Source organism: Rhizocola hellebori, assembly GCF_016862955.1.
Lineage (GTDB): Bacteria > Actinomycetota > Actinomycetes > Mycobacteriales > Micromonosporaceae > Rhizocola > Rhizocola hellebori.
Window position 1 is genome coordinate 12334 of the sequence record NZ_BONY01000090.1, and the last position, 24747, is coordinate 37080.

33 protein-coding genes and 1 pseudogene are annotated in these 24747 nt (G+C 62.5%); 20 read left to right on the forward strand and 14 right to left on the reverse strand.

All coding sequences use genetic code 11. The features are described 5' to 3' along the window. Nucleotides 1–68: 68 nt before the first annotated feature. The 12 genes from Rhe02_RS41520 (at nucleotide 69) to Rhe02_RS41575 (ending at nucleotide 8526) form a co-directional block, all read left to right on the forward strand. Nucleotides 69–410 (forward strand): hypothetical protein, encoded by a 342-nt coding sequence (locus Rhe02_RS41520; protein WP_203914012.1) that lies wholly within the window; start codon nucleotides 69–71, stop codon nucleotides 408–410. Nucleotides 411–543: 133 nt separating this feature from the next. Further along, a complete protein-coding gene (locus Rhe02_RS41525) occupies nucleotides 544–1461 on the forward strand; it encodes a hypothetical protein (RefSeq protein WP_203914013.1) in 918 nt (305 codons plus the stop codon). A gap of 23 nt (nucleotides 1462–1484) precedes the next feature. Further along, the gene (locus Rhe02_RS41530) at nucleotides 1485–2321 is read left to right on the forward strand and encodes an FtsK/SpoIIIE domain-containing protein (protein ID WP_239124390.1); all 837 of its coding nucleotides are present in this window, start codon (nucleotides 1485–1487) and stop codon (nucleotides 2319–2321) included. Then, entirely contained in the window at nucleotides 2318–2515 is a 198-nt protein-coding gene (locus Rhe02_RS41535; RefSeq protein WP_203914015.1) for a hypothetical protein, read from the forward strand. Before Rhe02_RS41530 ends, Rhe02_RS41535 begins: the two co-directional genes overlap by 4 nt. 85 nt (nucleotides 2516–2600) lie before the next feature. Continuing rightward, on the forward strand, nucleotides 2601–2936 hold the full coding sequence (locus Rhe02_RS41540; RefSeq protein ID WP_203914016.1) for a hypothetical protein: 336 nt from the start codon (nucleotides 2601–2603) through the stop codon (nucleotides 2934–2936). Continuing rightward, nucleotides 2933–3610: a SprT family zinc-dependent metalloprotease gene (locus Rhe02_RS41545; protein WP_203914017.1), complete on the forward strand. Its 678-nt coding sequence runs from the start codon at nucleotides 2933–2935 to the stop codon at nucleotides 3608–3610. Before Rhe02_RS41540 ends, Rhe02_RS41545 begins: the two co-directional genes overlap by 4 nt. Next, entirely contained in the window at nucleotides 3610–4014 is a 405-nt protein-coding gene (locus tag Rhe02_RS50250; protein ID WP_239124391.1) for a hypothetical protein, read from the forward strand. Before Rhe02_RS41545 ends, Rhe02_RS50250 begins: the two co-directional genes overlap by 1 nt. A gap of 281 nt (nucleotides 4015–4295) precedes the next feature. After that, nucleotides 4296–5012 carry a hypothetical protein gene (locus tag Rhe02_RS41555; RefSeq protein ID WP_203914018.1) on the forward strand — a complete coding sequence of 239 codons (717 nt, stop codon included), beginning with the start codon at nucleotides 4296–4298 and terminating at the stop codon, nucleotides 5010–5012. Further along, entirely contained in the window at nucleotides 5009–5317 is a 309-nt protein-coding gene (locus Rhe02_RS41560) for a hypothetical protein (protein WP_203914019.1), read from the forward strand. The genes Rhe02_RS41555 and Rhe02_RS41560 overlap by 4 nt, the downstream gene beginning before the upstream one ends. Beyond that, nucleotides 5314–7146 carry a replication initiator gene (locus tag Rhe02_RS41565; protein WP_203914020.1) on the forward strand — a complete coding sequence of 611 codons (1833 nt, stop codon included), beginning with the start codon at nucleotides 5314–5316 and terminating at the stop codon, nucleotides 7144–7146. The genes Rhe02_RS41560 and Rhe02_RS41565 overlap by 4 nt, the downstream gene beginning before the upstream one ends. Next, entirely contained in the window at nucleotides 7121–7303 is a 183-nt protein-coding gene (locus Rhe02_RS41570; RefSeq protein WP_203914021.1) for a helix-turn-helix domain-containing protein, read from the forward strand. The genes Rhe02_RS41565 and Rhe02_RS41570 overlap by 26 nt, the downstream gene beginning before the upstream one ends. Beyond that, nucleotides 7300–8526, forward strand: coding sequence for a tyrosine-type recombinase/integrase (locus Rhe02_RS41575; protein ID WP_203914022.1), 1227 nt, complete (start codon nucleotides 7300–7302; stop codon nucleotides 8524–8526). The genes Rhe02_RS41570 and Rhe02_RS41575 overlap by 4 nt, the downstream gene beginning before the upstream one ends. Nucleotides 8527–8692: 166 nt before the next feature. Here the strand turns inward: Rhe02_RS41575 and Rhe02_RS41580 are convergent, their stop codons facing one another. From Rhe02_RS41580 to Rhe02_RS41625, 11 genes and pseudogenes are all read right to left on the reverse strand, one after another. Beyond that, nucleotides 8693–9292 carry a site-specific integrase gene (locus Rhe02_RS41580; protein WP_203914023.1) on the reverse strand — a complete coding sequence of 200 codons (600 nt, stop codon included), beginning with the start codon at nucleotides 9290–9292 and terminating at the stop codon, nucleotides 8693–8695. A 375-nt stretch (nucleotides 9293–9667) separates the two neighbouring features. Beyond that, nucleotides 9668–9820, reverse strand: a pseudogene (locus Rhe02_RS51175) (site-specific integrase); the annotation flags it as partial. Further along, entirely contained in the window at nucleotides 9820–10011 is a 192-nt protein-coding gene (locus Rhe02_RS41585; protein ID WP_275412684.1) for an excisionase family DNA-binding protein, read from the reverse strand. The pseudogene Rhe02_RS51175 and the gene Rhe02_RS41585, both read right to left, overlap by 1 nt. Before the next feature lie 104 nt (nucleotides 10012–10115). Then, nucleotides 10116–10712, reverse strand: a complete 597-nt coding sequence (locus Rhe02_RS41590) for a replication initiator (protein ID WP_308442058.1) — start codon at nucleotides 10710–10712, stop codon at nucleotides 10116–10118. Next, the gene (locus Rhe02_RS41595) at nucleotides 10598–11644 is read right to left on the reverse strand and encodes a replication initiator (RefSeq protein WP_203914026.1); all 1047 of its coding nucleotides are present in this window, start codon (nucleotides 11642–11644) and stop codon (nucleotides 10598–10600) included. Before Rhe02_RS41595 ends, Rhe02_RS41590 begins: the two co-directional genes overlap by 115 nt. Before the next feature lie 46 nt (nucleotides 11645–11690). Beyond that, a complete protein-coding gene (locus tag Rhe02_RS51075; RefSeq protein WP_203914027.1) occupies nucleotides 11691–12587 on the reverse strand; it encodes a hypothetical protein in 897 nt (298 codons plus the stop codon). A 187-nt stretch (nucleotides 12588–12774) separates the two neighbouring features. Further along, nucleotides 12775–14211, reverse strand: coding sequence for an FtsK/SpoIIIE domain-containing protein (locus Rhe02_RS41605; RefSeq protein ID WP_203914028.1), 1437 nt, complete (start codon nucleotides 14209–14211; stop codon nucleotides 12775–12777). 3 nt (nucleotides 14212–14214) lie between these two features. Continuing rightward, nucleotides 14215–14622, reverse strand: coding sequence for a hypothetical protein (locus Rhe02_RS41610; RefSeq protein ID WP_203914029.1), 408 nt, complete (start codon nucleotides 14620–14622; stop codon nucleotides 14215–14217). Continuing rightward, a complete protein-coding gene (locus tag Rhe02_RS41615; RefSeq protein WP_203914030.1) occupies nucleotides 14619–14870 on the reverse strand; it encodes a hypothetical protein in 252 nt (83 codons plus the stop codon). Before Rhe02_RS41615 ends, Rhe02_RS41610 begins: the two co-directional genes overlap by 4 nt. Next, nucleotides 14867–15208 carry a hypothetical protein gene (locus Rhe02_RS41620; protein WP_203914031.1) on the reverse strand — a complete coding sequence of 114 codons (342 nt, stop codon included), beginning with the start codon at nucleotides 15206–15208 and terminating at the stop codon, nucleotides 14867–14869. The genes Rhe02_RS41615 and Rhe02_RS41620 overlap by 4 nt, the downstream gene beginning before the upstream one ends. Nucleotides 15209–15444: 236 nt before the next feature. Beyond that, on the reverse strand, nucleotides 15445–15834 hold the full coding sequence (locus tag Rhe02_RS41625) for a transcriptional regulator (protein WP_203914032.1): 390 nt from the start codon (nucleotides 15832–15834) through the stop codon (nucleotides 15445–15447). A gap of 148 nt (nucleotides 15835–15982) precedes the next feature. Here Rhe02_RS41625 and Rhe02_RS41630 point away from each other — a divergent pair, with 148 nt between their 5' ends. Genes Rhe02_RS41630 through Rhe02_RS41640 form a run of 3 tightly spaced genes read left to right on the forward strand, consistent with a single transcriptional unit; the run spans nucleotide 15983 to nucleotide 18015 of the window. After that, the gene (locus Rhe02_RS41630; protein WP_203914033.1) at nucleotides 15983–16741 is read left to right on the forward strand and encodes a GntR family transcriptional regulator; all 759 of its coding nucleotides are present in this window, start codon (nucleotides 15983–15985) and stop codon (nucleotides 16739–16741) included. Further along, nucleotides 16742–17587, forward strand: coding sequence for an Fpg/Nei family DNA glycosylase (locus Rhe02_RS41635; RefSeq protein WP_203914034.1), 846 nt, complete (start codon nucleotides 16742–16744; stop codon nucleotides 17585–17587). It begins immediately after the preceding gene. Beyond that, nucleotides 17584–18015 carry an NUDIX hydrolase gene (locus Rhe02_RS41640; RefSeq protein ID WP_203914035.1) on the forward strand — a complete coding sequence of 144 codons (432 nt, stop codon included), beginning with the start codon at nucleotides 17584–17586 and terminating at the stop codon, nucleotides 18013–18015. The genes Rhe02_RS41635 and Rhe02_RS41640 overlap by 4 nt, the downstream gene beginning before the upstream one ends. Nucleotides 18016–18017: 2 nt before the next feature. Here Rhe02_RS41640 and Rhe02_RS41645 read toward each other — a convergent pair whose 3' ends face one another. Next, nucleotides 18018–18854 (reverse strand): hypothetical protein, encoded by an 837-nt coding sequence (locus tag Rhe02_RS41645; protein ID WP_203914036.1) that lies wholly within the window; start codon nucleotides 18852–18854, stop codon nucleotides 18018–18020. Nucleotides 18855–19217: 363 nt separating this feature from the next. On the opposite strand from Rhe02_RS41645, the gene Rhe02_RS41650 reads away from it, so the two are divergent. From Rhe02_RS41650 to Rhe02_RS51080, 3 genes are all read left to right on the forward strand, one after another. Then, on the forward strand, nucleotides 19218–19607 hold the full coding sequence (locus tag Rhe02_RS41650) for a hypothetical protein (RefSeq protein WP_203914037.1): 390 nt from the start codon (nucleotides 19218–19220) through the stop codon (nucleotides 19605–19607). 17 nt (nucleotides 19608–19624) lie between these two features. After that, a complete protein-coding gene (locus Rhe02_RS41655) occupies nucleotides 19625–20068 on the forward strand; it encodes a hypothetical protein (RefSeq protein WP_203914038.1) in 444 nt (147 codons plus the stop codon). A gap of 243 nt (nucleotides 20069–20311) precedes the next feature. Then, nucleotides 20312–20626, forward strand: coding sequence for an ArsR/SmtB family transcription factor (locus tag Rhe02_RS51080; RefSeq protein WP_203914039.1), 315 nt, complete (start codon nucleotides 20312–20314; stop codon nucleotides 20624–20626). 1643 nt (nucleotides 20627–22269) lie between these two features. On the opposite strand, the gene Rhe02_RS41665 is transcribed toward Rhe02_RS51080, so the two are convergent. Beyond that, nucleotides 22270–22830 (reverse strand): phage terminase small subunit P27 family, encoded by a 561-nt coding sequence (locus Rhe02_RS41665; protein WP_239124393.1) that lies wholly within the window; start codon nucleotides 22828–22830, stop codon nucleotides 22270–22272. An 84-nt stretch (nucleotides 22831–22914) separates the two neighbouring features. On the opposite strand from Rhe02_RS41665, the gene Rhe02_RS41670 reads away from it, so the two are divergent. After that, a complete protein-coding gene (locus tag Rhe02_RS41670) occupies nucleotides 22915–23127 on the forward strand; it encodes a hypothetical protein (RefSeq protein ID WP_203914041.1) in 213 nt (70 codons plus the stop codon). Between the two features lie 29 nt (nucleotides 23128–23156). On the opposite strand, the gene Rhe02_RS41675 is transcribed toward Rhe02_RS41670, so the two are convergent. Beyond that, entirely contained in the window at nucleotides 23157–24038 is an 882-nt protein-coding gene (locus tag Rhe02_RS41675) for a hypothetical protein (protein WP_203914042.1), read from the reverse strand. Nucleotides 24039–24465: 427 nt separating this feature from the next. Here Rhe02_RS41675 and Rhe02_RS41680 point away from each other — a divergent pair. Next, a partial coding sequence (locus Rhe02_RS41680; protein WP_203914043.1) for a hypothetical protein occupies nucleotides 24466–24747 on the forward strand: 282 nt, incomplete at its 3' end.

Genomic DNA, 24747 nt, shown 5'->3' on the forward strand with positions numbered 1-24747 from the left:
CCTAGTTGGTTCTTTGGGTTACGCAAAACGGGCGAGTAAGCCCCGAGACCCAAGGAGGGACAGCCGCTATGAGGCTGATGTTGAACACGACCGGGTTCATGTACCTGGTGACGACCGAGGCGGAGCCGAAGTTGGACGACCGCAGGATCCAGCGAGTAGAGCGCGACAGCGGCAAGCCCATGTGGGTCACGCAGTTCTGCGCGATGGGGCCGGACAAGGGCGGCAGCATCATCTCGGTCACGACGGCCGGTCAGAGGCCTGAGGTGCGCCGTGGTGAATGGGCCACACCGGTCGGCTTGGAGGCAGTGGAGTGGAAGCTCAAGGATGGGCGCACCGGTCTGTCGTACAAGGCTGAGGACATCAACGCTGCTGTGTCGACGGCGAACAAGGCGAGGCAGCCTGCCGCGTAAGGCCCCTGGTCCCCGCTGAGCGCGGGTCTCCTGGGTTAGCACCGTAGTACGCGGAGGGTCGGCTAAAGGCTCCTACACCGAGCCGACCCCCGCTCCCAACAAAATCCGCACCCTGTGAAGAGGGGACTTTGTCATGCGCAAATCTAGCTCAAGAGCGGGCTGGTTTCGCTCGCCGGGCTCGGCTCCGGTCACGCTGGTAGCCACCACCGTCTATACCAACTATCGCCGCAACGCCAAGGTGGCGTTCTGCGTGTGCACTGCCGTCGTCGGCTTGCTCGTCGCTGCGATCCTGTCGGCGACCGTGCACCCGATCCTGGCCTTGTTCGGCGGGCTCACTCTTGGCGCCCTGGTTGGCAGCGTCGCTTGGGCGGTTGCTCGAGTGTGGCCGGTCATCCGCATGGTCTGGTGGTGGACACCAGAACTGGCCGTACTCATTGTCTTCTGCTCCGCGTTCACGATGCTTGCCGAGTCCACGAGCGTGACGGTGCGGGTGATCGTGCTGGCTTTGGTCATCGGAGTGCCGGCCGTGATCCGGCCTGTGCGCCGCTTTCTGGTGGCGCTGGTGTGGTGCCTGATCGTGCGGCATCGGTTGCGGGTCTGCTTCAGCGATGTCATCAAGTCCAACCAGCACGGGAGCCTGCCGCTGATCCTGTGGGCTCGCCCGACCCCGATCGGTGAACGCGTCTGGATATTCCTGCGGCCCGGTCTGTCCAAAGCAGACCTCGTCGCTCGTCTGGAGCGGTTGGCGGTGGTGTGCTGGGCGACCAGCGTGATGGTGGAGCAGCCCGGCTCGAACGCCGCCTACTTGCGCATCGACATCAAGCGCCGTGAGGTGCTCACCCGCAAAGTCAAGTCACCGCTGGTGGACCAGTTGCCGGAGAGCGCAGCCGAGGTGAAGGTGCAGCGGTCGCTGATCCCCAATGGGCTCAACCTCGATGAGGTCCCGCTGGTGCGCTACAAGCCGAACTCGGCGAAGAAGCCTGTCCAGAAGGACAACGGCTCCGCAGCGACTACCCGCCAGAGCATGGAAGAGGACGATCCGTGGATCTGAAGCCAGATAGAGAGATGACTGCCATGACCAACGATGGACCTGTTCCGGTGGCCCCGCTGATGTCCATGTTCGATCCCATCTACATCGGCATCGACGAGTTCGGCCAGCCTGTCTACACCTCGGTGATCTACCGCAATCTGCTGGCCGGTGGCGAACCTGGTGGCGGGAAGTCGGGTCTGCTCAACGCCATCTGCGGCCACGCCGCCATGTGCCTGGACACGTCGCTGGTCCTGTTCGACGGCAAGCGGGTCGAGCTCGGGCCGTGGCAGCCGATCGCCGACGAGTTCGTCGTCGGTGGCATGGACCACGCTATTAGTGTCCTGGAACGGCTTCAGAAGGTGCTCGACAACCGCTACGAGTGGCTGGCCCACCTTATCGACTTCGGTTCGGTACGCCGAAAAATCGTTCCCACAGACAACGTCCGCGTCATCCTGACCGTGATCGACGAGCTGGCGCTCTACTCGGCGACCTACGGCACGAAACTTCAGCAGGAACGTTTCGTTGTCTTGCTTCGTGATCTGGTCGCACGCGGCCGGGCCGCTGCCATGCCTGTTGTTGTTGCCACACAACGTCCTTCGCACGACATCATCCCGACGTCGTTGCGTGACCTGTTTGGTTATAGGGCTGCTTTCCGGTGTACGACGCCGAACTCCTCGAACATCGTGCTGGGCAACGGCTGGGCCGAACAGGGCTACAACGCACAGGACATCAGCCCGGAAAACCAGGGCCAGGCCTACCTGCTCACCGAAGGCGGTACACCGCAGAAAGTCAAGGTCTGCTACCTGAGCGACGACAACATCAACGACCTTGCCAAGCACGCCAAGTGGATCCGCAAGCCGATGTCGGGTGGTGTGGCATGAGCCAGCCGGTCCAGTACACCGAAATCGTCATCATCTCCAGCCGGGAACTCATCGAGCACGCCGTGGAGATCGCCGAGGAAGCGGGACGGCTGGTGTCCTACTCGGGCCTGATAGCCGCACGCAAGCTGCTGGGCGAGAACACCCAGCTGCAAGACAACAGATTCCGGGCACGCATTGTCCTGCTCAACCTTTAGCCCCCGTCCGGGCCAGCCCGCCCTGAGAAAGCCACCGGCCCGGACGGTCTTCACCACAACCACGACACGAAAGGACGTGGCTGTCATGCACCCTACCCACAACCCGTCGGCCCTGTTTGAGCCGACACCACAGCAGCGCGCTCAAGCTCGCGCTGACCTGTCCCATCTGCCCGATCCCGAGCGGCAAACCAGCTTCGCCCTCGGCTACCTGCGCTCGGCCCTGTCCGACGCCATCCGCCACACCGAACACGCCGACGCCGGCCACGCCATCGGCCGCTGCCTGGCCCTGCTCATCGAGCTGGACCAGCTGCAACTCCAACAAAGCCGGTACAGCTACGACCGGCAAGACGCCGAAGACCCGGCCTGGGTCGACCCGCCCGGCATCGACGGCTACACCTTCACCGGGCGAGGTGCCCGATGACCGTCGACGACCTGACACGTACGTGTCAAGAAATCCGCACCGCTGACCTCGTCGCGTCTCTAGAAGACTGCTGGTCGGCCATCCGCGATCACCACGGCGACGTTCCGCCGGTGGTCGTCATCCTCGGCTCCGGCTCACCGGCCCGCGCTGGCCAGGTTATGAAGTGGGGCCACTTCGCCTCGATGCGCTGGCAGCACGGCGGCGACCTCGTCCACGAAGTCCTCATCTCCGGAGAAGGACTTGCCCGTAGCCCGGAAGAAATCCTGACCACCCTGCTTCACGAAGCAGCACACGCCCTCGCTGATGTGCGAGACATCAAGGACACCTCACGCCAAGGACGCTGGCACAACAAACACTTCGCAGCACTGGCCAAGGAACTCGGCCTCACCGTCGACAAACACGACAGGTTCGGCTGGACCGTCTGCAACCTGGCCGACCACACACCCATCCGCTACGCGGTGCCGCTCAAGGCGCTCGCTGATGTGCTCAGTCTGTACCGCCACCCTGAGCCGGTCGGCGCAGCCAAAGAACGCGAGAACTCCAACAACGGGCTGTCCTGCCTGTGTGACTGCGGTCGGAAGATCCGCATCGCCAAGTCCGTCTTCGAGATCGGACCGATTGTCTGTGCCGTTTGTGACGGCGCATTCGCGCCAGAAGACGCCGGAGGTGCCTGATGACCTCCGAACCTACGCCCACTACCGAGCACAAGAACAGCGTCAGGCCAGACCTGACGCCAAACACGCGAACCAAGACGACCGTGGAGAACAAGGCCTTCGACGCCTTCGCACGGCGCATCCTGCGTGCCTACGCCCGGCGAGTCAGCTCCGGCGACATCGAGGCACTGGCCATGCTTGCCGGTCTCCAAGAGGACCTCGACTACGCCATCGCCAACGCCGTATGCGGCCTGCGCGACTTCGGCTACTCCTGGACCGACGTCGCCGCCCGGCTCGGAGTCGCCAAACAGACCGCCCACGAACGGTGGACGGTCAAGAAAGCAACACCAAGGCGCGCAACACGCACGCCCGACGTGCTCGACCACGACACCCTTTTCGACTCGGAGGAGAACCTCAATGACTAGACGTCGCACCAAAACACAGCAGGCGCCCGTCGAGTGCGCATTCTGCACCGGAGGTTTCATCCTCCTCGAACCACACGAGGTTCTCGGCACGCTAGTTCGCCACTGCCCGCTCTGCCAGCTGCTCTGCGACGGCTGCCTCAACACTGCCACGTTCCCGATGTCCACCACATGCCTTGGCTGCTGGCAAGACGAACTAGCCGCCAAAGGAATCTTCGTCGGCCTTTGCCGAGGCTGCCTCGGCGGCAAGCACTACATCAGACCGATTGGAGGAATCCCGCCACATGCGCACCTACACACCTGCACCTGAAACACGAGGACGCGTCTGGGCCTATGCCGGTGCGATTCTTGGCGGAGGAATCTCGCTTTCCTCGAATGTCGCCTACTCCTACCTGCCCCCAGCCGGAGCATCTGCTGACTGGGCACCGCATCCAATGGCTGTCGTCTTCGCTGCGGCCTGGCCAGTCCTGCTGTTCGTCGCGCTGGAAATCCTGGTGCGAGTCAACTGGCGACGTGGCTTCTGGGGCATATTTGCCCGAGCCGGTGCGCTCACGCCGATCATCGTCATCACCGGCCTGGTCTCTTGGCGACACATCCGAGGCATGCTGCTGCACCACGGAGAAGACCAGATAGTCGCCGCACTCGGCCCCCTGGCCGTCGACGGGCTCATGCTCATCTCCACGGTCGCCCTCTTCGTCATCAACCTCAACGTGCACGAGGCAATCCGCCTTGCCGCAACGGCAGAACAAATGACCCCTGTACTTCACACACCGGTCACGCCGGCCACCACTGACCGTGAGACCGGGCCAGATATTCCGGAGTCCTTGCGCTCCACTGCACGCTTCGCCGTCACCAACCACCAGTCCCGCTACGGCGAACCGCCGACCCCGGGCCAACTCGCCCAGGTCATGAACATCCCCGACGTCGTTGCGAGTCAACTGCTAGCCGACCTCGACCCTGCCCCCGTCCTCAACGGACAGCTCACCGGAGGTAGCCGATGACCACCTACTACATCAACGTCCGACAGTACGTCCACCGTTGCCCAGCCGAGCCCAATCGCCACCACGTCATCCAACGACAGCAGACCATTGTCGCGACCACGCCCGGCGGACCCTGCCTCAAGCCAATTTCGGTACAAGGCCAGGAGTTCCCGTGCGGCCGTATCGCTGTCTATGAGAACCAATGCGCGGCTTGCAAAACACAGGTTGTCGTCAACCACGTGGACACCATCGACCTCGGATTCCAAGGTGCGGCAGAGCTTGTAGCCGCGGCCTACCAAGACACCCTCTTCGAGGCTCACCAGTGACCGTTTCGACGCTGGAAACTGCATCCCACGCTACAACCGCGTGGGGTGCGGCCTCGAACGCCGAAAACCGTTACCCCGGCCCCGAATTCGTCAACGCCATCCTCGCCCGCACCGGCCGAGGAGACTATGAGCAATGGCTCGACCACATCACCGCGGCCGCCGCCTGCTCCAGGCCGATCCGGCTAAGCGGCAACCTCTACGAAGTCACAAGGACGGGCAACAGCGCCACCCTCACCGGCGTGGGCTCCACGGCCACCATGCCAGACGGCGTCATCTACAAGGCATGCGGCAACCGACGGGCCTCACTCTGCCCGGCCTGCTCCAAGACCTACCAACAGGACGCCTACCAAATCATCCGCGCCGGACTCGTCGGCGGCCGAGGAATCCCTGACAACGTCGCCACCCACCCGGCCGTCTTCGCCACCTTTACAGCACCCAGCTTCGGCAAGGTGCACAGCCGCTACATCCGAAACCACCCCTGCACCAACCGGCGACGCTGCGAATGCCGACCCGAACCCTGCCACGCACGACGCGCAGAACCTCGCTGTGCCCACGGGCGGCCCGCGTTCTGCTTCGCGCGCCACGAGGAAGACGACCCGCACGTCGGCAAACCGCTCTGCCTCGACTGCTACGACCACGAACGCCACGTCATCTGGAACCGCTACGCCGGGGAACTGTGGCGGCGCACCAAACAAGCCATCGACCGACATCTGGCGAAGCTGGCCAAACAGCGCGGCATCTCCCGCGTCCAGGTCGCCATCAACCCCGTCACGGGCAAGCCCGTCACCGTCCCGCCGATCCGGGTCTCCTGCGGCAAAGTCGCCGAGTTCCAAGCCCGGGGCGTTGTGCACTTCCACGTCCTGCTGCGCATCGACGGCGTCGACGCCCAGGATCCTGCCGCCATCGTCCGGCCACCCGCAGCTTTCAGCGATGCCGACCTTCACGAGGCGGTGAAGCACGCCGCCAAGCAGATCCGCTTCGGCACGCCAGGTCACCCAGACCAGCCTCGCGGCTGGCTCATCGGATGGGGCGACTTCGACAAAGGCGGCGACGTCCGCACGGTCGCCATGACTGGAACGAACCAGGTAAGCGACAGCCAGGTTGCGGGATACCTCGCCAAGTACGCCACGAAGTCGACTGAGGCGGCCGGACTGCGCTCCACTCGCCTGGACGAAGAGACCGTCTACGATGTAGCTAACTTCGGCGGGAACCACCTTGAGCGACTTCTCGCGGCTTGCTGGAAACTTGGGCGCCGCATCACACCACGACGGTATGACCCGCATCCAGACAGGGACCTCCGCCTAACCGCGCTTCGCACCTGCTCCGCGTGCGGCAGCAAGACCACGATGGTTCGCTGCGAAACCTGCCACCACGAATTTGCCGACGGTGACTCAACATGCCCGCCGGCCACGACGCAGCGTCACTCCCCTACCCCGGACGACCCGGCCTATTTCCAAGGCCTGCAACGGTGGGCACACATGCTCGGCTTCGGTGGCCACTTCTACACCCAATCGCGGCGCTACAGCATCACTTTTACCCACCAGCGCAACGCCCGGACGGCTTACCGCCGCACGCAGATCACGCCGCAGCAAGAGCTGCCACATGACTCGGATCCGGCGAGCGAGGAGACCACGCTCGTCATCTCCAGCTTGGCGTTTGCCGGAATCGGCTGGCACACGTCCGCCGACGCGATCCTCGCCAACACGGCAGCGGCGCTAGCGCGCGAGAAGCAACGCCTTGGCAGAGAAGAGCTAGCCCACCTGTTTGCCACCGCCACAGACGCCGAGAAGGGAGGTGTCCACTTTGGAGAAACTGCTCCTCACGCCTGAGGAGGCTGCTGAGGTCCTGAACGTGGGACGCACGACCATCTACGACCTGATGCGTCTGCGGCTCCTGGTCTCAGTGAAAGTCGGCCGTTCACGCCGTATCCCGGCGAGCGCGTGCCGCGAACTGGTCAACAAGCTGATCGAGGAAGGAAGGCTATGAGCAACGAGCCGCAGCGCAGCAAGCGCCGCAACGGAGAGGGCAGCATCTATCAACGCAAGTCTGACGGGCGCTGGGTGGGTGCTGTCTACCTCCCCACCGCGACGGGAGCCGTGAAGCGCAAGGTGGTGTACGGAGCCACCTGGGACTACGTACACCAGGAGCTGACACGGCTCATCGCGCAGGCGCACCGCGGAATCCCGATCCCTGACCGCTCCTGCCGGGTAAGCGAGTACCTCGAGTACTGGCTCAGCGTGTACGCCAGCCAGCGCCGGGAGACTACGGCCCGAGGCTACGAAGGAATTGTTCGGCTGCATCTCGTGCCGGGCCTCGGCTCCAAGCGGCTCGACAAGCTGAGCGTGCAAGACGTCAACCTGTTCCTGACTCGGTGCCGACAAAAGTGCATGTGCTGCACCTCGAAGCTCGACGCGCAGCGACCACCTGCCAAGCGGTGCTGCTTGGTCGGGAAGTGCTGTCAGCGGAAGGCCAGCGTCAGGCAGGTGCAGTACATCCACGCGGTGCTGCGCAACGCTCTCGGGCACGCCATGCGTGAGGAGCTGGTCAGCCGAAACGTGGCATCACTGGTCAGGGTGGCTGCACCCCGGTACAAGATAGGCAAAGGTCTGAAGGTTGAACAGGTTCGGACCGTGCTCGCTGCCGTCGACGGACACCGGCTCCAGCCGCTCTACCTCGCGGCCGCCACCATGGGCCTTCGGCGAGGTGAGCTGCTCGGGATGCGCTGGAGCGACCTCGACCTGGACATCGGCACGTTCACCCCGGCCCAGACAGTTCAGCGCGTCAACGGCCACTTGCGCTTGCAGGAGACCAAGTCGGAGGACTCCGACAGCGTGCTGCCCATTCCAGAGGTGACCTGGCTCGCGCTGCTCGAACACCGTGACCGTCAGGACAAGGAGCGAGAGGCGGCCGGTGACGATTGGCAGGAGCACGATCTCGTGTTTCCCTCTGAGGTCGGCACGCCGATGGAGCCGCGGAACCTGAACCGGCATTGGGAACGGCTGCGGGAGCGGCTCGGCATGCAGGATGTGCGGCTGCACGATCTGAGGCACACGATGGTGAGCTTGCTCTTGGAGCTGGGCGTGCCGCCCCACATCGTGCAGGCGCTCGCTCGGCACGCGGATGTGGAGATCACTCTGAAGATCTACGCTCACACCAACCTGGACGCGATGCGCCAGGCGGCGAGGCGGCTCGATGATCACTTGGGCTGAAGCGTTGCTACACAGGTTGCTACATCTGGCCGGTGTAGCAGCTGGGATGATCAAAGAATTTGCTGGTGGGCGCGACAGGGTTCGAACCTGTGACCCTCCGCTTGTAAGTCACGAAGTTTTCAAAGCTCAGAGCACCCGCGCCCTGCGATTTGCGATCGAACATACGTCAAGACCTCATCGTGATGGACCTGGGAAGCTTGGCCGCGTCGCCATGCTCAGCCAGGTCAGAGAGGGCCTTGGCGATCTCCGCGTCCCGTCCGTCGACGACATGCAGGTAGCGCTTCGCCGCGACCATCGATGCATGACCGAGCCGTCGCATCAGGTCTGCAAGAGTCGCCCCTGCTTGAGCGGCCAGCGTCTGCCCGGTGTGCCGAAGATCGTGAAACGTAAGGTGCTCCAGCTTGGCAGCCGCCCTAGCTCTCTTGAACGCCTGGTAGAGGGTGTTCCCCCGAAGCGCGGTGCCGTCACGGCTCACGAACAGCCGCTCAGATCCGGCGAATTCGGCCAGGTGCAACCTCACCAACGGGACCACATGGGGCGGGATCGCGATCGTGCGCCTTCCTGCCTCAGTCTTAGGGTCTCCGTCGAACGCCGTCCCGCCCTTTAGCAACTCCACCCTGTTCTTTCGCACGGTGATCGTGCCCGCTGCTAGATCGACATCGCTCACCAGGAGACCCGCGATCTCCCCGCGTCGCAGGGCGCACCAGGCTGCGATGAGAACCGCTGTTCGATACTTCGGGTGGATCGCCTCAACCAGCTTGATCACCTCCGCTGGTGTGGCAATCGGCCGTTCTTTGGCCTGTACCAGACCCGCCCCAGGAACCTGGCACGGGTTGCGTTGGATCAATTCCTCTCGAACAGCTGTATTCATCACCATCCGCATGAATCGGTAAGACTGGGCGATCGAAGTTCGCCCGCCGCTGCCCCTCAACGCCTCCGCATGCCACTGCCTGACCACGGTGGGAGACAGCGACCGAAGCGGCGTCTTAACCAAGGGCACCAGGTGTAGCCTCAAGTTCCGTTCGCATGTCTCGCGCCACCGTGGTCCGATCTGGGAGCTGTCCCGCAGCACGCTTGTTGCGTAGTCGCCGAACAGCTCCTTTCCGCGCTGATCGTTGGTCCAGGTACCGCGAGAGATATCGGCCTCCACCAAGGCCAGCCAGCGGCTTGCATCTGGTCTGGCCTTGAAGGTGTCCGGTGCGTACTGCCGAACGCCGGCCGGATCCACAAATGACGCCTGGAAACGGCCGGACGGCAACTTGCGGATGTAGCCGAACTGACGGCGCTTTGCCATTACGACACAACCTTTCCGCCCGACCAAGCAACGTTGACGGGCTCGACTGTTCCTTCTGCGATGAGTGCCAGTAGTGCGCTCTCAGGGATACGCACGTGTGTGCCCAGCTTCACGAACTTGATCCGCCGCTCTTGGATGAGTCGGCGCGGGAATCGCACGGACGTTCCGAGCAGTTCCGCAGCTTCCTGCACGGTCAAAAGTCGGTCCAATATGGACGTCGCCTCTCTCTTAACGTTGGGATTGAGTGCTTCGCGGTCAACGGGCTGCTCCTCATGCGCCCGCCTCCTTCCGTTGGCTAGTGGGTAGGTGAAAGGCCTTGCGGCGTTCGCTGGCGTGCGGCGTCGGCGGCCATCGCGGCCAGGGCGGCATCACCACTGGTTTTCCAGCCGTTGCCTACGTGCTGCCAGGTGTTGATGACGAGCATGGTTTCGTCGTCGTGGATGTCGGCCAGCTCGACCGGGTCGCCGTCGATCGCGTGGACTTTGATCCGGTTCTCGGGTCTCCGTGCTTGCCGTAGCGCGGTGAGGGTGGTGCTGTAGCGGCGCGACTTGGTGGAGAAGTGGCCCGGGAAGCCGAGGCGGTGCGCCCAGTGCTGCATCCCCTCCCACTCGACCGGCTCGCCGAGCTCCCAGCACGCTTGGATCAGCCGGTTGGCGTGCTTGGACCGATCTGCATATGCAGCAATGGTTTCAGTGTTAATGCGGGCAGCGTTGACCCCAGTGATCTCAGTGCCTTTGGTGGCGTACTTGGCCAGGTATCCGGCCACATGCTGCTCGGTCAGCTCCCCGCCAGGCAGCCCGGAACGCACCACATCGACCTTGATGCCCTTGTGCCCCCAGGCAATGGGCCACCCATCGCGCTCTGGCCGGTCAGGGTGCGGGTCCGTCGCGATCGCTGTTGTCGCCGCCGCATCCTCCACCGCCTGCTTAAGGTCAAAAGCGGTGCAGATCGGCAGCGTCGCACCACCAGGGGCGATAACAACCGGGGCGGCTCAATCGCGTCAGGGTTGTCCGGGTGGAATCCGTCGAGGCGGACCAGGGCGTGAAGGTGCACCACCCCGCGCCGCTGGTACTCGGCCACCTTGGCGTAGCGGATCCGCAGCACCCCTTTGGAGGTGGCGCCCATGGTGCGGCGTACGCGGAGCATGGTGCGTGACCACAGCTTGCCCACCAGGTGGTTCCACACGGCGTGGTGCTCGTAGTCGTAGCAGTCCATGCACAGCGGCTGTCCGAGCCTCCCGTCGCCGTCCGCGTGGATGGAGTTGCACCACATCGGTTTGCCGTGACCGCAGGTGGGCCGTTCGCGACGTGGCCGGCATGGCTTGCTCGCCCCTTTGCCGGGCTGGGTGTGCACCACGCCGAAGCTCGGAGCGGTCAACGTGACGAACACCGCCGGATGCGTTGCCACCGTCTCCGGCACGCCCTTGCCGCCTGCCAACCCAGCCTTGATGAGCTGGTAGGTGTCCCAGCGGTAGGTTTCGGCGCAGGACGGGCAGCGTGAGGCCAGCCGGGTTCCGCACGGCTTGTACAGAACCCGGTCGGGCAGGTCGTCGGTGTTGAACCGCTCGACCACCCGCCCGGTGGAGGCATGCACGGTGAGGACTTCGCCGCGTAGCCGGATCGGGCTAGTGCAGCCGCGTGCCTTCGCAGCATGGTGCAGCCAGTTGCCGAAACCAGGCTTAGAAGCCCGCTCCATGAGCCCGTCCGGGTCGCCCTGCATCTGGGTGAGGGGCAGCCCGGACAGCTGCTCCAGGAGGAGCCGCGTGGTCGCGTCGCGGTCATGGTTATCGATGGTTGGGTTTTGGTTTTTGGGCGCAGTGGTCACAGGGCACCTCCTTTCGAGGCTGTCCGGGCAGGTGAACAGGGTTTGGTTAGAGCAGTGGCTTTCCGGTCAGCGGCGACACCGCCGTGTGAGCGTTGGCCAGGACGCGCGGAGGTTCGGTCAGGCCGAGGGCGCGCATGATGTCTCCGGTGGTGGCGTTCGATACGCGCAGCACCGTCCGCAGTTCGTCGAGGGTGATGGTCCGGCCGTGTTCGGCCATGAAGTCGTCCGCCGCCTGGCGGGCTCGATCGAGCAGTTGGGCCGGCAGCGGCGCCGCAGTGGACACCTTGACCGGAACCTGGGCCGGGACGGGTGTGATGGTTGTCGGGGACTGCGCGGGTGTGATCGGTTGATCGTCCTGCACGCGGTTCGGCAATACTGCCGTCTCGTCTGGGATAGGTCGAGGTATGGGGATCGAAGGTGTTGACACCACGCTGTTTTGCGGGTGCATCAGTGTCACAGGTGCCACATACGCGGGCAGGTTTGCCGGTCGGGGATCGGGTTCGGTGTCCGGCCGTGGGTCCTTGCCGAGGATCAGTTTGGCCAGTGCCGCGAACGCGAGTGCGGGCACCACTGCGACCAGTCCTCCGGAGAAGCCGGGCTTGGCGACCGCGAGCTGTGCGGTGACCGATAGGGCCAGGGCGAGCACGAGCAGGAACGCCGGGTAGGCGATAGGTTGCCCGGCACGCTTGCGCCGCCTGATGACAAGCAGTGAGGCGACTGGGACCAGTTCGGAGATGACGGCGTTGGCCCAGCCGAACCAGTCCGCTTTGTCGGCGGGGCTGTTGTTCATCGTCCAGTCGTGCACGTGGGTGAACGATCCCGCGCCTGCCGCTATGCCGACCGCGAGCAGGATCAGGACGAGGACGGAGTCTTCAAAGCGTTGCCCTGCTGTGGGTTTCCGCACCGGCCGCGTGTGTGCGCCGGGGATGTTGTTGACGGTCATGACTTACCTCCTGCCAGGGGAGCGCGGCGCGAAACAGTGGCGTAGACACGGATCTGTTGACCACGTCCGGGTTGTGGCTCGGATACGTGGTGGACATAGCCAAGTTCGTCGAGAAGCCGGAGCCAAAACGCGATGTTCTTGACGGTGCCCACCAGGCGCAGCTGGATCGTGTGAGGCCCGAGATCAGTCATCGCCCTGCCCCCAACGCAGTGCCGTGGGCAGCCGCCAGAGCGCGGATGTCGTTGTCGCTGTGGTACGGGAATCGGACCCGGGCGGGCCTGGCGCGACCGTCGAGCATCACGTAGCCGATACCCGGCATGGTGTCCGGGATCAGGTGCGAGGCAGCGCCACGCGCGACGGCGTTGTCCCCAAGGATCATGTCCACTTCGGATTCTTCGTTGAGTGCCAACGCGATCCGGGTGGCGAACAAGTTGCGGTAGGACAGGATCTCTTTGCGAGGGTCTTGCAGCGCGGCGATCACGTGCACGCCCACCGCCCGACCCTTGGTCAAGATCTCGGCCATGGTCTGGTTGATCCGTTCCTTGATCTTCTTGTCGGCCACGTAGGCGGTCAGCGACGCGAACTCGTCAATCGGGATCACGATCGTGGGTTCGGCGATCGTGGCGACGTGGTCTCGTGCCACACCCCGGTATCGGTCTGCCCGCTGGTTGACCACCTTGGCCAGATCTTCCAGCGCCCCGGCCATGGTGTCGGGACCGTCGTAGTGGAAGGCGTGGAACAGGTCCTTTCCGTAAGCGAATTCCATGCCGCCCTTGGGATCGAACGCGTGGACCTGGACCAGGCCGTCCGCGATACCTCCCGCCAGCGCGGCCAGAATGGACCACACCACCGACGCCTTGCCCGAACCGGTGCGGCCGGCCAAAAGGACGTGCCCGGTCAGAGACACCCGGTAGATGCGCCCGTCCTCGTCCATTGCGACCCCCAGTCGCCGCACATCAGCCACCGCAGGGACAGGGAACGGCCTCATCGTCGTCGCGAGCGTGTCGACGAGCCGGAACCGCAGCGTTACCCGCCCGGGTTTGACGTCATGCGTCGATGCGCTGCACGACAACGCTTTATAGGTGTGGGCTAACCGTGGGGCGGCTTTGGCCCAGTCCTGCGGGTGCTGACCCGGCAACATGCGGGCGGTCACCAGATCTGAGCGCCCGTCGTGGCGCACGTTGACGATGGACGGGTAGAACCGGTCACCGTCAAACGAGGTAGCCAGGCCGACATTGGTGATAGTCGGCTGCCACAACGGCCGGTACTTCACGTACTGCCGCCACTTGGCCAGGTAGAACCAGCCCAGCCACCGCCGAAACGATGCCCGGTGCTGCCACCACCACACGAGGAGCATCCCCGTGATGAACACGGCCGCCCCCGCCGCCCAATGCCAGCCGTAAACCACCGTCAAGTAGCCCAGCAGGCCGATAGGCACGCTCACCCAGTAGAACTTGGCCGCAAAGATCAGAGCGACCACCGCCCAGTAGACGGCCCGGCCGACCCCTTTGAGGACAAGCCAAGGGACATACAGCCAGTTGGGCACATGGAAGATAGGAACCCGCACCCGGCTCGGTTTCGGCGCGTCATGCGCGTCACCAGGAACCCGATTCTTGCCGAACATGACTCACCACCCCTCGCGCTTGTCGACAAAACCGTTGCTGTTGAACAAATCCAGCTGACCAGCCAGCTGGGCTACCGACCTACGAGGCCGCTTGCTCGTCGTCCGCGCGACCATCAACCTCTTGGGCGGCGCGAGCACCCGGCGCTGCATCGTGGGCAGCCATCGGCCACGCCCCAATACCGCCATCGCGTCGGCCGGATCTGTCACCACCAGAGCAACCTGAACTGGATCCACATGCGACAGCTGCGCCTGCCTTCTGGCCATCGCTGCCAACGATCCGGCCGCTTCCGCCAGCACCGCCACCCGAGCCAACGCGGGTAACCCCGCCAGCTCGATCTGACGACCTGCCTGCACCATCGGCAACGCCCCATGCGCCACTGCCGTACGACGCCGCACCGTCAACGCGTTCACGACGTCACCGCCTGGCGGGAGAACCTGCCGTCACCGAACCGGCCCGCAAAGCCTTCCTGGCGCAGATGCGTCGTGCAGGTGTCGCATGCTGCTGATGCCGGGTCCCAGTTGGCGGGGTCCATCCACCGGCCGCAATCGCCGCATTGGATCGACACCACCTGGACGAAACCCTTACGCAGTTTGCTTTCCAGTCGCGCCGCCGAACGATCCCACAGCGACGCCGTCTTCATTAGGACCGTCAGCTTCATGGCTGATCACCCGACTCGTTGTCGTACAGGTCAGCGGTGAGCGATACTTGGCAGCCCCGGAAACCTGACGTGATCCCATAGAGGTGGATAACCCCGTCGTGTTCCCACTCCCGCCAACCGGCGACCTGAAGAAATTGCATCCACTGCGTGAACGTCGACCGCCGCGCCGCCATATCCCGGTCTGCGCATCGGCCCGCCAGCGTCCCCAATATGCTTACCTGCCATAGAACCGGCGCAAGCTGATGTGTCACCACTTCGGCTAGCATCTCCGCCAACGCCGCAGCAGCTTTTCGCTGCCACACCGCGCAATCCACGTCGGTAACCAGGCCAGTCATCACCGCACCGCCTGCCGACGTGACTCGCCGCACTTGGCGCAGCAGTCCATCGGATGCGCCACGCGCACCTTGCCGCAGAAGAAGCAGAACACCGCTGCCGCGCTAATCCTGCTCAGCCCTACCATGGACACGACAAACCCACCCCCTTCCATGGGGATCGAAGGTGTTTGTTACGCGGGGCCGGGCTGTCGACTCTTGCCGGAATGGGCAACCCGCCCCGCGGTCTCGTACTTGGATGCCTAGACGGTGGCCGCCACGATGTCGCGCGCCTGGATCGTCCACGTCAGCCGACCCCGGCCCCCGCCAAACCCCGATTCAGCCACGTATGGCTTGACCACCATGTCCGTGAACTCCACGGGCGTGAAAGGTGAACCCGGCACCGCAGCAGGGGGAACCGGCTGCACACCTGCAATCAGCTTCACCGTGACCGCCTTCTGCGCCGCCTTCAACTCCGGATCCCCATCGATCACCGTGACCGACCAGATCCGCTCTCCCGTCTCCGGGTGCACGGCCTGACCGAGCTTCTTGCCGTCCTCGTACGCGAAGACCGGCATGACCTCCGAGTTCAGGTACGCGCCGTGAGGGAACACCAACTCGAACCTGACCGGGATGAACTCCTTTATCGCCATCTACTCCTCCTGGTTGTATTACGTCTTACGTGATGAGCGTACAGCGGAACCGCGACGAGACGCAAGACGTATTACGTCCAATTTGACGCCGCCCATGTGACCTGGCATACAGTTACGTAAGACGTCCTACATTTGGGAGAGAGATCAAATGGCAACCATCGAGACGCCAAAGTCTCAATACGGCCAGATCGCTGACCTGCTGATCAGCAGAATTCAGGACGGAACATATCCGCCCGGTTCATCCCTGCCGAGTGAGGACAAGCTTGCTGACGCGCTCAAGGTCTCCCGCGTAACGATCAACCGGGCCGTGGGTCTTTTACGCCTCTCCGGCTACGTCAAGGTCAAGCGCGGAAGCGGGACCATCGTACGAACCTTGCCGGTCATTCTGAGAGATGCGAAGGCCCGTTACGCTGCACGAATGCAGGGCACCGGCGCTGGAGAGGTGGAAGCCAGGCAACACAACCTGGTCTCCAACACCGTCTACCGGCAGATCGCCGAGGTGCCCGCCCCCGAACACGTAGCTCAGACTCTGGACCTTAAACCCGGCGACCCGACGCTTCTGCGTAGCCGCACGTTGTTCGCCAACAATGAGCCGACGCAGATCGCCGACTCCTACATCCCTGCGGCAATCGCCAAGCTAAGCCCTGAGCTACGCAACGAGAACGCCGGACCGGGTGGTTCCTACGGCCGCCTAAGCGATATTGGACACGGGCCAGCGCGATTCACCGAGGATGTGACCGTCCGTATGCCAACTGAACAGGAACAACAAATCCTTGAGCTTGAAGCCGCTCAGCCCGTTTTCCAGATCTGGCACGTCGCGTTTGACGCAAAGAACAAGCCTGTAGAGGTCGCCAAACACGTTATGCCCGGGCACCTTTGGCAGCTGCATTACGGATGGGATGAGTAAGTGCCGCTCGTGATACGCCAGGCGACGGAAGGCGCGCCTGGAGGTGACAACGAAGACCTCCTATACCGACATGGATCGGTCCTCGGTGTTTTCGATGGCGTCTCCCAGGCCCCTGGCGCGGATACCGGATGCGTTCATGGCGTCGTCTGGTACGTGAACCGTCTATCCCAACATCTCAACGACGCCCTCGAGGGACGGCCAAACGACAACCTGTCCGAGGCCCTGGCAACCGCTATCGAGCGAGTGAGAGGGGACCACGGCGGACAATGCGATCTCGACAACCCTGGAACGCCGGCCGCCTCCATCTGCCTGGTCCGGCCAACGCAAGGAAGGCTTGAATACCTCCTGCTGTGTGACTGCATCCTGGTGGTAGACGACGGCAGCACCGCAAGTGTGCTGTTAGATCAAAGATTTGAAAGGGCTATCGCAGCCATACGCGATGAAAACCTCGCATCACCAATGCCTTTCGACTCTGCTGAACACGCCGCCAAGCTACAAGCCGTCAACCGCCGCAAGCAGCTCCTCACCAATACTCCGGACGGCTACTGGATAGCGGCCGCATCGCCGGAAGCCGCGCGCCACGCAATCACCGGCGATCTCGACATCGGACCTTCACACGTTCGATCTGTTGCGCTACTTACCGATGGCGCCGCACGCATAGTCGACCCCTTCGCGCTCATAAGTTGGCGCGAACTCATGGATCTACTTGCCCACCACGGACCCGAGGCATTGATCCACGCCGTTCGCGTTGCAGAGCAGCGGGACATAGGCGGAAGTAAGCACCCCAGATTCAAAAAACACGATGACGCCACGGCCATTTTCTGTAGCTTCCAGGAGATCCCATGACAACCAACAACCGCCACTCCGTCAGCGTTGCCGCCGTAGTACTCGACGCCGATCAAAGAGTGCTCGTGATACAGCGCCGCGACACCGGCGCATGGCAGCTGCCCGGAGGGGTGCTGGAACTGGACGAGTCGATCGAGCGCGGCGTAATCCGCGAGGTCCACGAGGAAACCGGTCTGCAAGTACAGCCGATACGTCTGACCGGCGTCTACAAGAACATGAACCTTGGCGTGGTCGCGCTCGTCTTCCTTGCCCGGCCCGGCGAAGGCGACCCCCACCCCACCGATGAGGCCACGCAGGTTGCGTGGTGGACGGCAGAGCAGGTGCGAAAAGGCATGGCCGAGGCGTTTGCGGTGCGAATCCTCGATGCCCTGCCCGATTCCAACGATGTCGCGATCCGCCACCACGACGGCGTCAACCTGCTCCACTGAGCTTAGTTGCGCCGCGCGTGCTCGATAGGTTCGACTTCTAACGCGTCGGATACTTCGGACAGGTTTGTCAGGAAAACCCGATAATTTTGTAGGTAAGTATGCAGACAATTGACGCGAGCGCGGTACTCGTCAATCGTATATGTTTGGGTGTATTTGACGCGCCAAGGATGGGTTAACCAACCTTCAACAAAGATATGTTGGTTCTTGAATGGCTGGATCCGTTCGATGAGGTCGGACGAGAGGCCGAGCGAGCTCATATCGAGGCCCATTGCATTGCGGTAAGTTGCTGCCGACTTGAGAAGATTATTAAGTAGTCGAGCCAAGTCGCGACCCATCAACTGCCATGCAATCTCTGCCTTGTAGGCGTGTTTCCGTGGCTCGCTATCTTCTGAGGAAAACAAGAGCCTGAGTTTCTCGATATCTATCGCAAGCATGCTGTCGAGCTTGAACACGTCCCGAAAGCAGGTATCAACAACGTCAGGCGACCGTGTCTCTTCGCTTAGAAGACGTATCGTGTTATACAAGATCTTTCGGCTATTATGGGCATTTTCCTCTTTTCGAAACGCAATATCTTCTTCCTTTTGCCACGCGATCATTCCTTGAATGATGACCAGCACAAAGGGTATTCCAATAAGGGCGCCGATTAGCGCCGTACCGATGTTTGTCAAGAATGGCTGATCGTCCAGCCAATCGGACGTGTCCAGTCCGAACCCAAGGCCAGTCAAGAATGAGCCCATAAGCCACATTCGAACGCTGATCTTTCTTAGCAGAGGATTGGCGTCCTTCCATGCCTTCCTTACTAAGAAGGCAAGTGTCGTTGGGCGCTCGTATGAAAACACTCATGAATTGTTTCACTGGTACGCAACGTACGGCAGCGCCCCACCACCGTCCCAGAGCGGCGCACTCGTCCCACCCGGCATTCGGTCCGCGCCAGCAGTCGATCGTCGATGGGGTGTAGCGTGATTGGCCGTCTTCGTTTACATTGACACAGGTAACGATTTGCGGCGACCGATCTGGTTGCCGTCCCGGCCCTAATGGGCTGTGCGGATATCCACTGGGACAGTGGTAACGCACGCCCGTATCCGAACGTGGTCGGTCACTCTATTGGCGGTCAACGTGGCTTCACGCTGCCAACTGCTCCCTCGTGGATTCGTCGTGGCTTAAGGCTTCGCCTTAAGTCGACCACCGATCTAGGGAGCATCATGAAATCAACGCTCGCCCGCCTGTGCGCGATCGTGCTTCTAGCCATCGCTGGCCCAATCGCCGCAGCCTCACCCGCCCACTCCTCACCCGCCCCCGACTCAGCGGGCTGGGTCAAGGCGAACCTGTCGTACGATCCAGCTGGAAAGGTGCTGACCTACACGGGCCACGCCTGGGGCTGGGGAAGCACATCGTTCGACATCGAAGGCTGGCTCTACAACGGAGGAGTCCTCGTGGAGCACGTCGACCAAGCAACATGCACCGGCTTCTGCTACATGCGCATCGGCCAGAAACAATGCCCACCCGCAGGTGCCTACAAGTTCGATGTCTGGGCATTCCCGCACGACGGAACACGCTCAGCCAACGACATCGCGCGTGCCACAGTGATCTAACTGAGTGAGGAAAAGTGATGGTCACCTTCCCTGTCTGGGACATGCCTCAGCTGCCAGAACTCGATCGGCGGACCAACGGCGAAGCTTTCGAAATCCATCGCGGCATGGCATACGGAACAGGGCCGGGAGTCATCATCACCTCACACGACCCATCCAAGATCGTGATCGAGAAGCCAGCAAGCCCAACAGACGGAGGAACATTCTCCTTCTATGGGGCCGTGCACATCGCCAACGGCGTCAGCCTGGCCCTGGCGCAAGGCCCGACCGTCCCCGAGTACCACCAAGTGACCGACACCCTTTTACGCTGTGAAGATCAGGTTATACCGGCGCTCGCCTTCGACTTCCTACCGGACGTGCAGGTCGTGGTATCAGCCAGCCTGCTCACCCACGCAGTCGCCGTCGTCGCCTGGCAACTTCGCCTCTATCCCATCCGCCTCGAACAGGCTTCGCCGTCGGCATAGAAGCGCAAGTGCCAACCTTGCGGGAAGGGCAGTTTTGGAGCCCTTCCCGCAATCATCTGAGCGGGTCAAGAAGAACCGCCGTCGGTTTCGGCAATCGGTGTTGTCAAACCTAACGGCCGAGACGATGAGGGGGACACCCACGACGTCGGCCGTCGACCCGACCCGCGGGATCGCATCCCCTCGGGATATCGATGAACGACCCGTCAGCGGTGATAAGCGCGGTACCTGCCTTATCCTCTGCCCATGGCCGCCGCACAGACAGTCTCGCCTGCGGCCGGCCTATCAGAGCATGACGCAGCCGCCCTGGCTGCTCGTTTGAGCGCCCTAGCCCACCCGACCCGGCTGCAACTACTTTCACTGATCTATGCAGCGCCTGGCAGCGAGTGCAGCACCTCCGACCTCCGGCCGTTCTTCACGACCAGTCAACCGATGCTCAGTAAGCACCTGGCGGTGCTGCGCGATGCGCAAATCGTGTTGTGCGACAGGCGCGGACGATGGCATTGGTATCGGCTCAACCTGCCAGTCCTATGCCACCTGGTTCAGAAGCTGCCAGGCTAGTTCCGGGTCGCTGCAGCAGGTACCAGGCTCCTCTAAAGGCCTGCTTGACGACGCCGGTCAGCCTCCACCACGATCCGAGTAAGGTCTCGCCAGTCGTCCTGGGGTGTGCGTTGCAGCATGCTGGCCACCGAGCTGCGCATCTGTCAACGACAGGTGAGCCGAAACTGGGACTTGTGTACCCCTGGGGGTGCTCTGGTGCACTTCATCCATGGCAGTCAAACAGGACCGATGGATCAACTACCACCAGTCGGCAGGCCTGGCACGTGTAAACGAAGTGACCGCCACAGGTACACGGTCGCCAGCGGCGCACTCCCCTCCCGGGGTCGCCGATCATGTTGTACTGCGCACCGCAGGGGCAATCCGTTGGCTCCTTGCCGTCCAGCACGCGAACGCTCTCCTCCGTATGCCGGATGAAGTGCGGATGTTTGCGGGCCCGGTCGATGAGGGCCCGAATCTCCTCGGCTGTGGATACCTCGCGCTGATACCGCCGCGTCCTCGGGGAGGACATCAGCTCATCCCGAAACTCCACGGTCACGCGCCAACAGCGCACCCACTCCACCGGGATATTAGAACATGTGTTCGGATCAACCGTGGGCGCATTTGATCAACCGTGGGAGACAGTGAGCTTCGTAACTGCCTTGTACAGCTGTGGCACCCCGTACTGCGAGTGGGTTGGTGGCACGGGTGCATCCATCAAAGAGGAAAGAAGGACATGATTCACTATGTCTGTTCATCCGGTTTAACCTAACTGGAGGGACGAGCAACCGGAGGGGAGGTGCCAATAATCGTCAAATCTGACCCCCTGGAGCCCGTTGTTAAAGATCACCGAATCCGGGGGGCGATTTGCGATACGTGAACGGCTAGCGTCAATGTAGACCGATGGAGAGGAGCGGCCCTGAAGGGCGGAAAAGGTGGTGTTATACGAGGTCGCGACGTTGAGATCAATCACGACCTGCTAGACCTACTGAGACGAATGGAGGTGACGAATGACCCTCGCGAACATAGCTGTCGTCATCGGTGCGACAGCTGGCACGATCAGCGCCGTGATCGCGGTACTCACGTACCGGGGTCGCAAGCGGGAACACCAGCAATAGGGAGAGCCCCGTCCTAAGGGACGGGGCCCGTGCGGGCAGGGACGCTCAGATTGCAGCCCGGGTGTCCTTGTCCGCACTCCATAGCTTGCCACGTATTCAAGGTCCATGGACGATGCGACCTTGCTTGTGACTACTGTTATGTGTATCAGCTTGCCGAACGCGTCACCACTACACTCAGCGCATGATCGAACTTCCTGAGGACGGCTCGATTACTCGGGAGGTCTTCGGTAACCTGCCCCGACTCCCAGACAGATGGGCTTGGCAGCTGAGGGCCGGCCGGTTGGAGCTAGTGCACACGGTTGTAGCGCCGTGGAGCTGGCAGCTCACGGCTCGGCTACTCGCTCACTGGCAAGGCCTTGGCTGTCGAACGGCAGGGGATCAGTACGTCGCTGAACCTGACTTCACTACCTGCCTAGTTACAGCGGGAGTCGTCTTCGTCGACGGCTACCGGCCGAGCACCCGCGGAGCGCTCAACCCGGTCCTCATCCCACCCGCTTTACAGCGCCGTAGCGCGAGAGATCAGATGCGCTACTTCTTCAGGATCGGTGACTACAGGGCCGCGAGGTTGTCCTCAAGGCTGTTGCCGGCCTCAGGGTGATTCGTGGATATCCCTAGGTTGATGCGATCCCGAGGGGTGAATCCGAACTTCGCTTCGTAGCTCAGCATGATCTTTGCCGCGTCGTTCATGATCTGAGCGCTCGGATTCTTCACCAAGCCTCCGTCACGACCAACCATGAGGGGCCCATGTGTCTCGAACGCCTTCCGGGCTGCGTCGAACATGGCCCACGCGGAACAGTAAACGACCAGGGCCGCGTGATCGATCGACTCAATGTGACCAACCTCCAGAAAGGCTGTGATCCGGGCCCACTCGGCGAACGCCTCCCCCTTGAGGTCAGAAGGAGGCAGGGGCTTCGCTGTCTTGCTCGTGGCCTTCGTGGTGTCAACGACAGCATCAGCCTCGTTGTCGAGGTGACCGTGCCAGGTCTTGGCGTCGTCTTTGCCTTGTCGGGCATCAACTCGCCAAATGCCGTCCACTTCGAATAGCCATATGTCGCGCCTGGCGATCCCGTACCTGCCGTTCCACCAGCGCCCCGCTAACCGCTCCGTCACGATCAACCCAGTATCGAACAGATGTGCGAGATGAGGATGGGCCGGTCGGCCAATCGCTGGCCCCGGCATCCCAAGGTCGACAACATGGTTCACACTGATGGCGTGGTCTGGCGCAAGGTGATGGTCACCGTGCTTGCTGGCCTTGCCGCGCTAGGCGAGGTCAACGCCTCCACGTCCACAATCTCAGGCGGGCTCTGGCTATCACTGTTTGTCGCATGTTCATCAGCAGCAGCCGGACTGGCTTTGCCGCTTCTAAAAAAACTTTCTCAAGATTTTCTAGTTCATCCATATGGCTGAACGGCTAAGCCAATCGCCAGGGATAGCCTTTAGGACCAGCCAAGGTCCGTGCACTCCTGGCGGCGGGTGGCTGGGATACCCAGCGGCTGGTCTGGTGCGCAGTAGTAGGGGCCGGGCTGAACCCAACTGGCCGGTGGTGACGCGCAGACCTTTTCCAAGTCCCGATAAGGTCGATCGGGTAGACACCGGTAAGGAACCGTGGTGTCCCATACCTTTCCCGTTGTGGGCGCGGGACTCGGCACGCTCGCGACTGGGTCGCAGTTGATGCCGGAATCTTTAGCACACGGGTTTGGAGCGTTCACCCCGCACACGCGCCAACCATCGTCGTTGACCAACTCGAACGACCACGGCTGAAAGTTGCTGTCCCACCACGACCAGGTGCCCGGCTTGCGGTTCGGATCAACATTGGCGTACGACCACTGCGCCTCAGTCCGATACCCCGCCCGGTCGCCGTGGATCCCTTCACGCCCCGCTGACGGATGCTCCTCCACCCGATCAAACGTGATCTTCCCAGGCACCTCTGCCCGGCGAGCGGCCTTGATCAGATCCAATACCTGCCGATGGAGCCGAGACTCCTCACCATCGCAGAAGAGATTGACCTCGACCTCATCCCCAGCCAGAGGACCGCCCAACGGCGTGTCTTGGAAGTAATCCAACACCGCCACAGCAGGCGTTGCCGCACCCCTACCCGCCTCGATCGTGCCCTGCACGAACCAACGACCCGCAACCACCACCGGAACCGCCACACAGGCCAACAAAGCCGCTACCGCCGCGACCATCCACACCCGCCGCCGCGACCGGCGCCGGTCACCCTCAACAGAATGAAAACCTTCAACCACTGGCGCTGACGCGCCAGAGGCCTTGCCCTCCTTGGCTTTCCTCCCACCCTTGACGCGCCCGCGCCAGCTCATCCATCAAGCATGCCGGAACATCAGGCCTGATTGCGAACGAAAAACGGTGTGGGAAAAGGGAAAGACGGAGGGTAGAACTAGAAACACCAACTACACCAACATAACCATGTGCACCAACTGGCGACGAGCGTTGCCGTGCAACCACATCAGACCTGCCACAACGCCTCGCGCTCGTAGAATCTGGGTCTCTACCAGCAACAACGTGCCGTAGACCATCATGATCAAAAACTTCGTATTCGCCCTGTCGAAACTTTCCCTACGAGATCAAGGGCCGCCCAAGGGCGGCCAGCCGCACCGGCACGCACCGCCTAAGCCTTCGGCCCGGCGGGCGGCCGCGCGGCACCACCACTGGCCCTAGATCTTGGAAGCCCGCCTAAGCGACTACGGCAATGATGATATATGCCAGCCGGTCACTGGAAGATCTCAGATGGACAGCCGCAACCTCGGCACAACTGATGAAGCGGAAACGTCGAGATCGACCGCGCAATCAGGATGCGATGCAAGATCGGACCGGAATGGTGGAGCAAAGCAGAAGATCCATGTCGTATGTCCGATGTGGTCCATCACCGCAACTCACGTCGAGGGTCGGTCGCAAGCTCCCTCCGATCACCATGCTTCCTCTTCTTTGAAGATCAAAGACGAAGAGCCTCCGGCGGAAGCGCTCAGACAACAGGATGATCAGCACCCCGCCACCATCGACCCGGGCGAA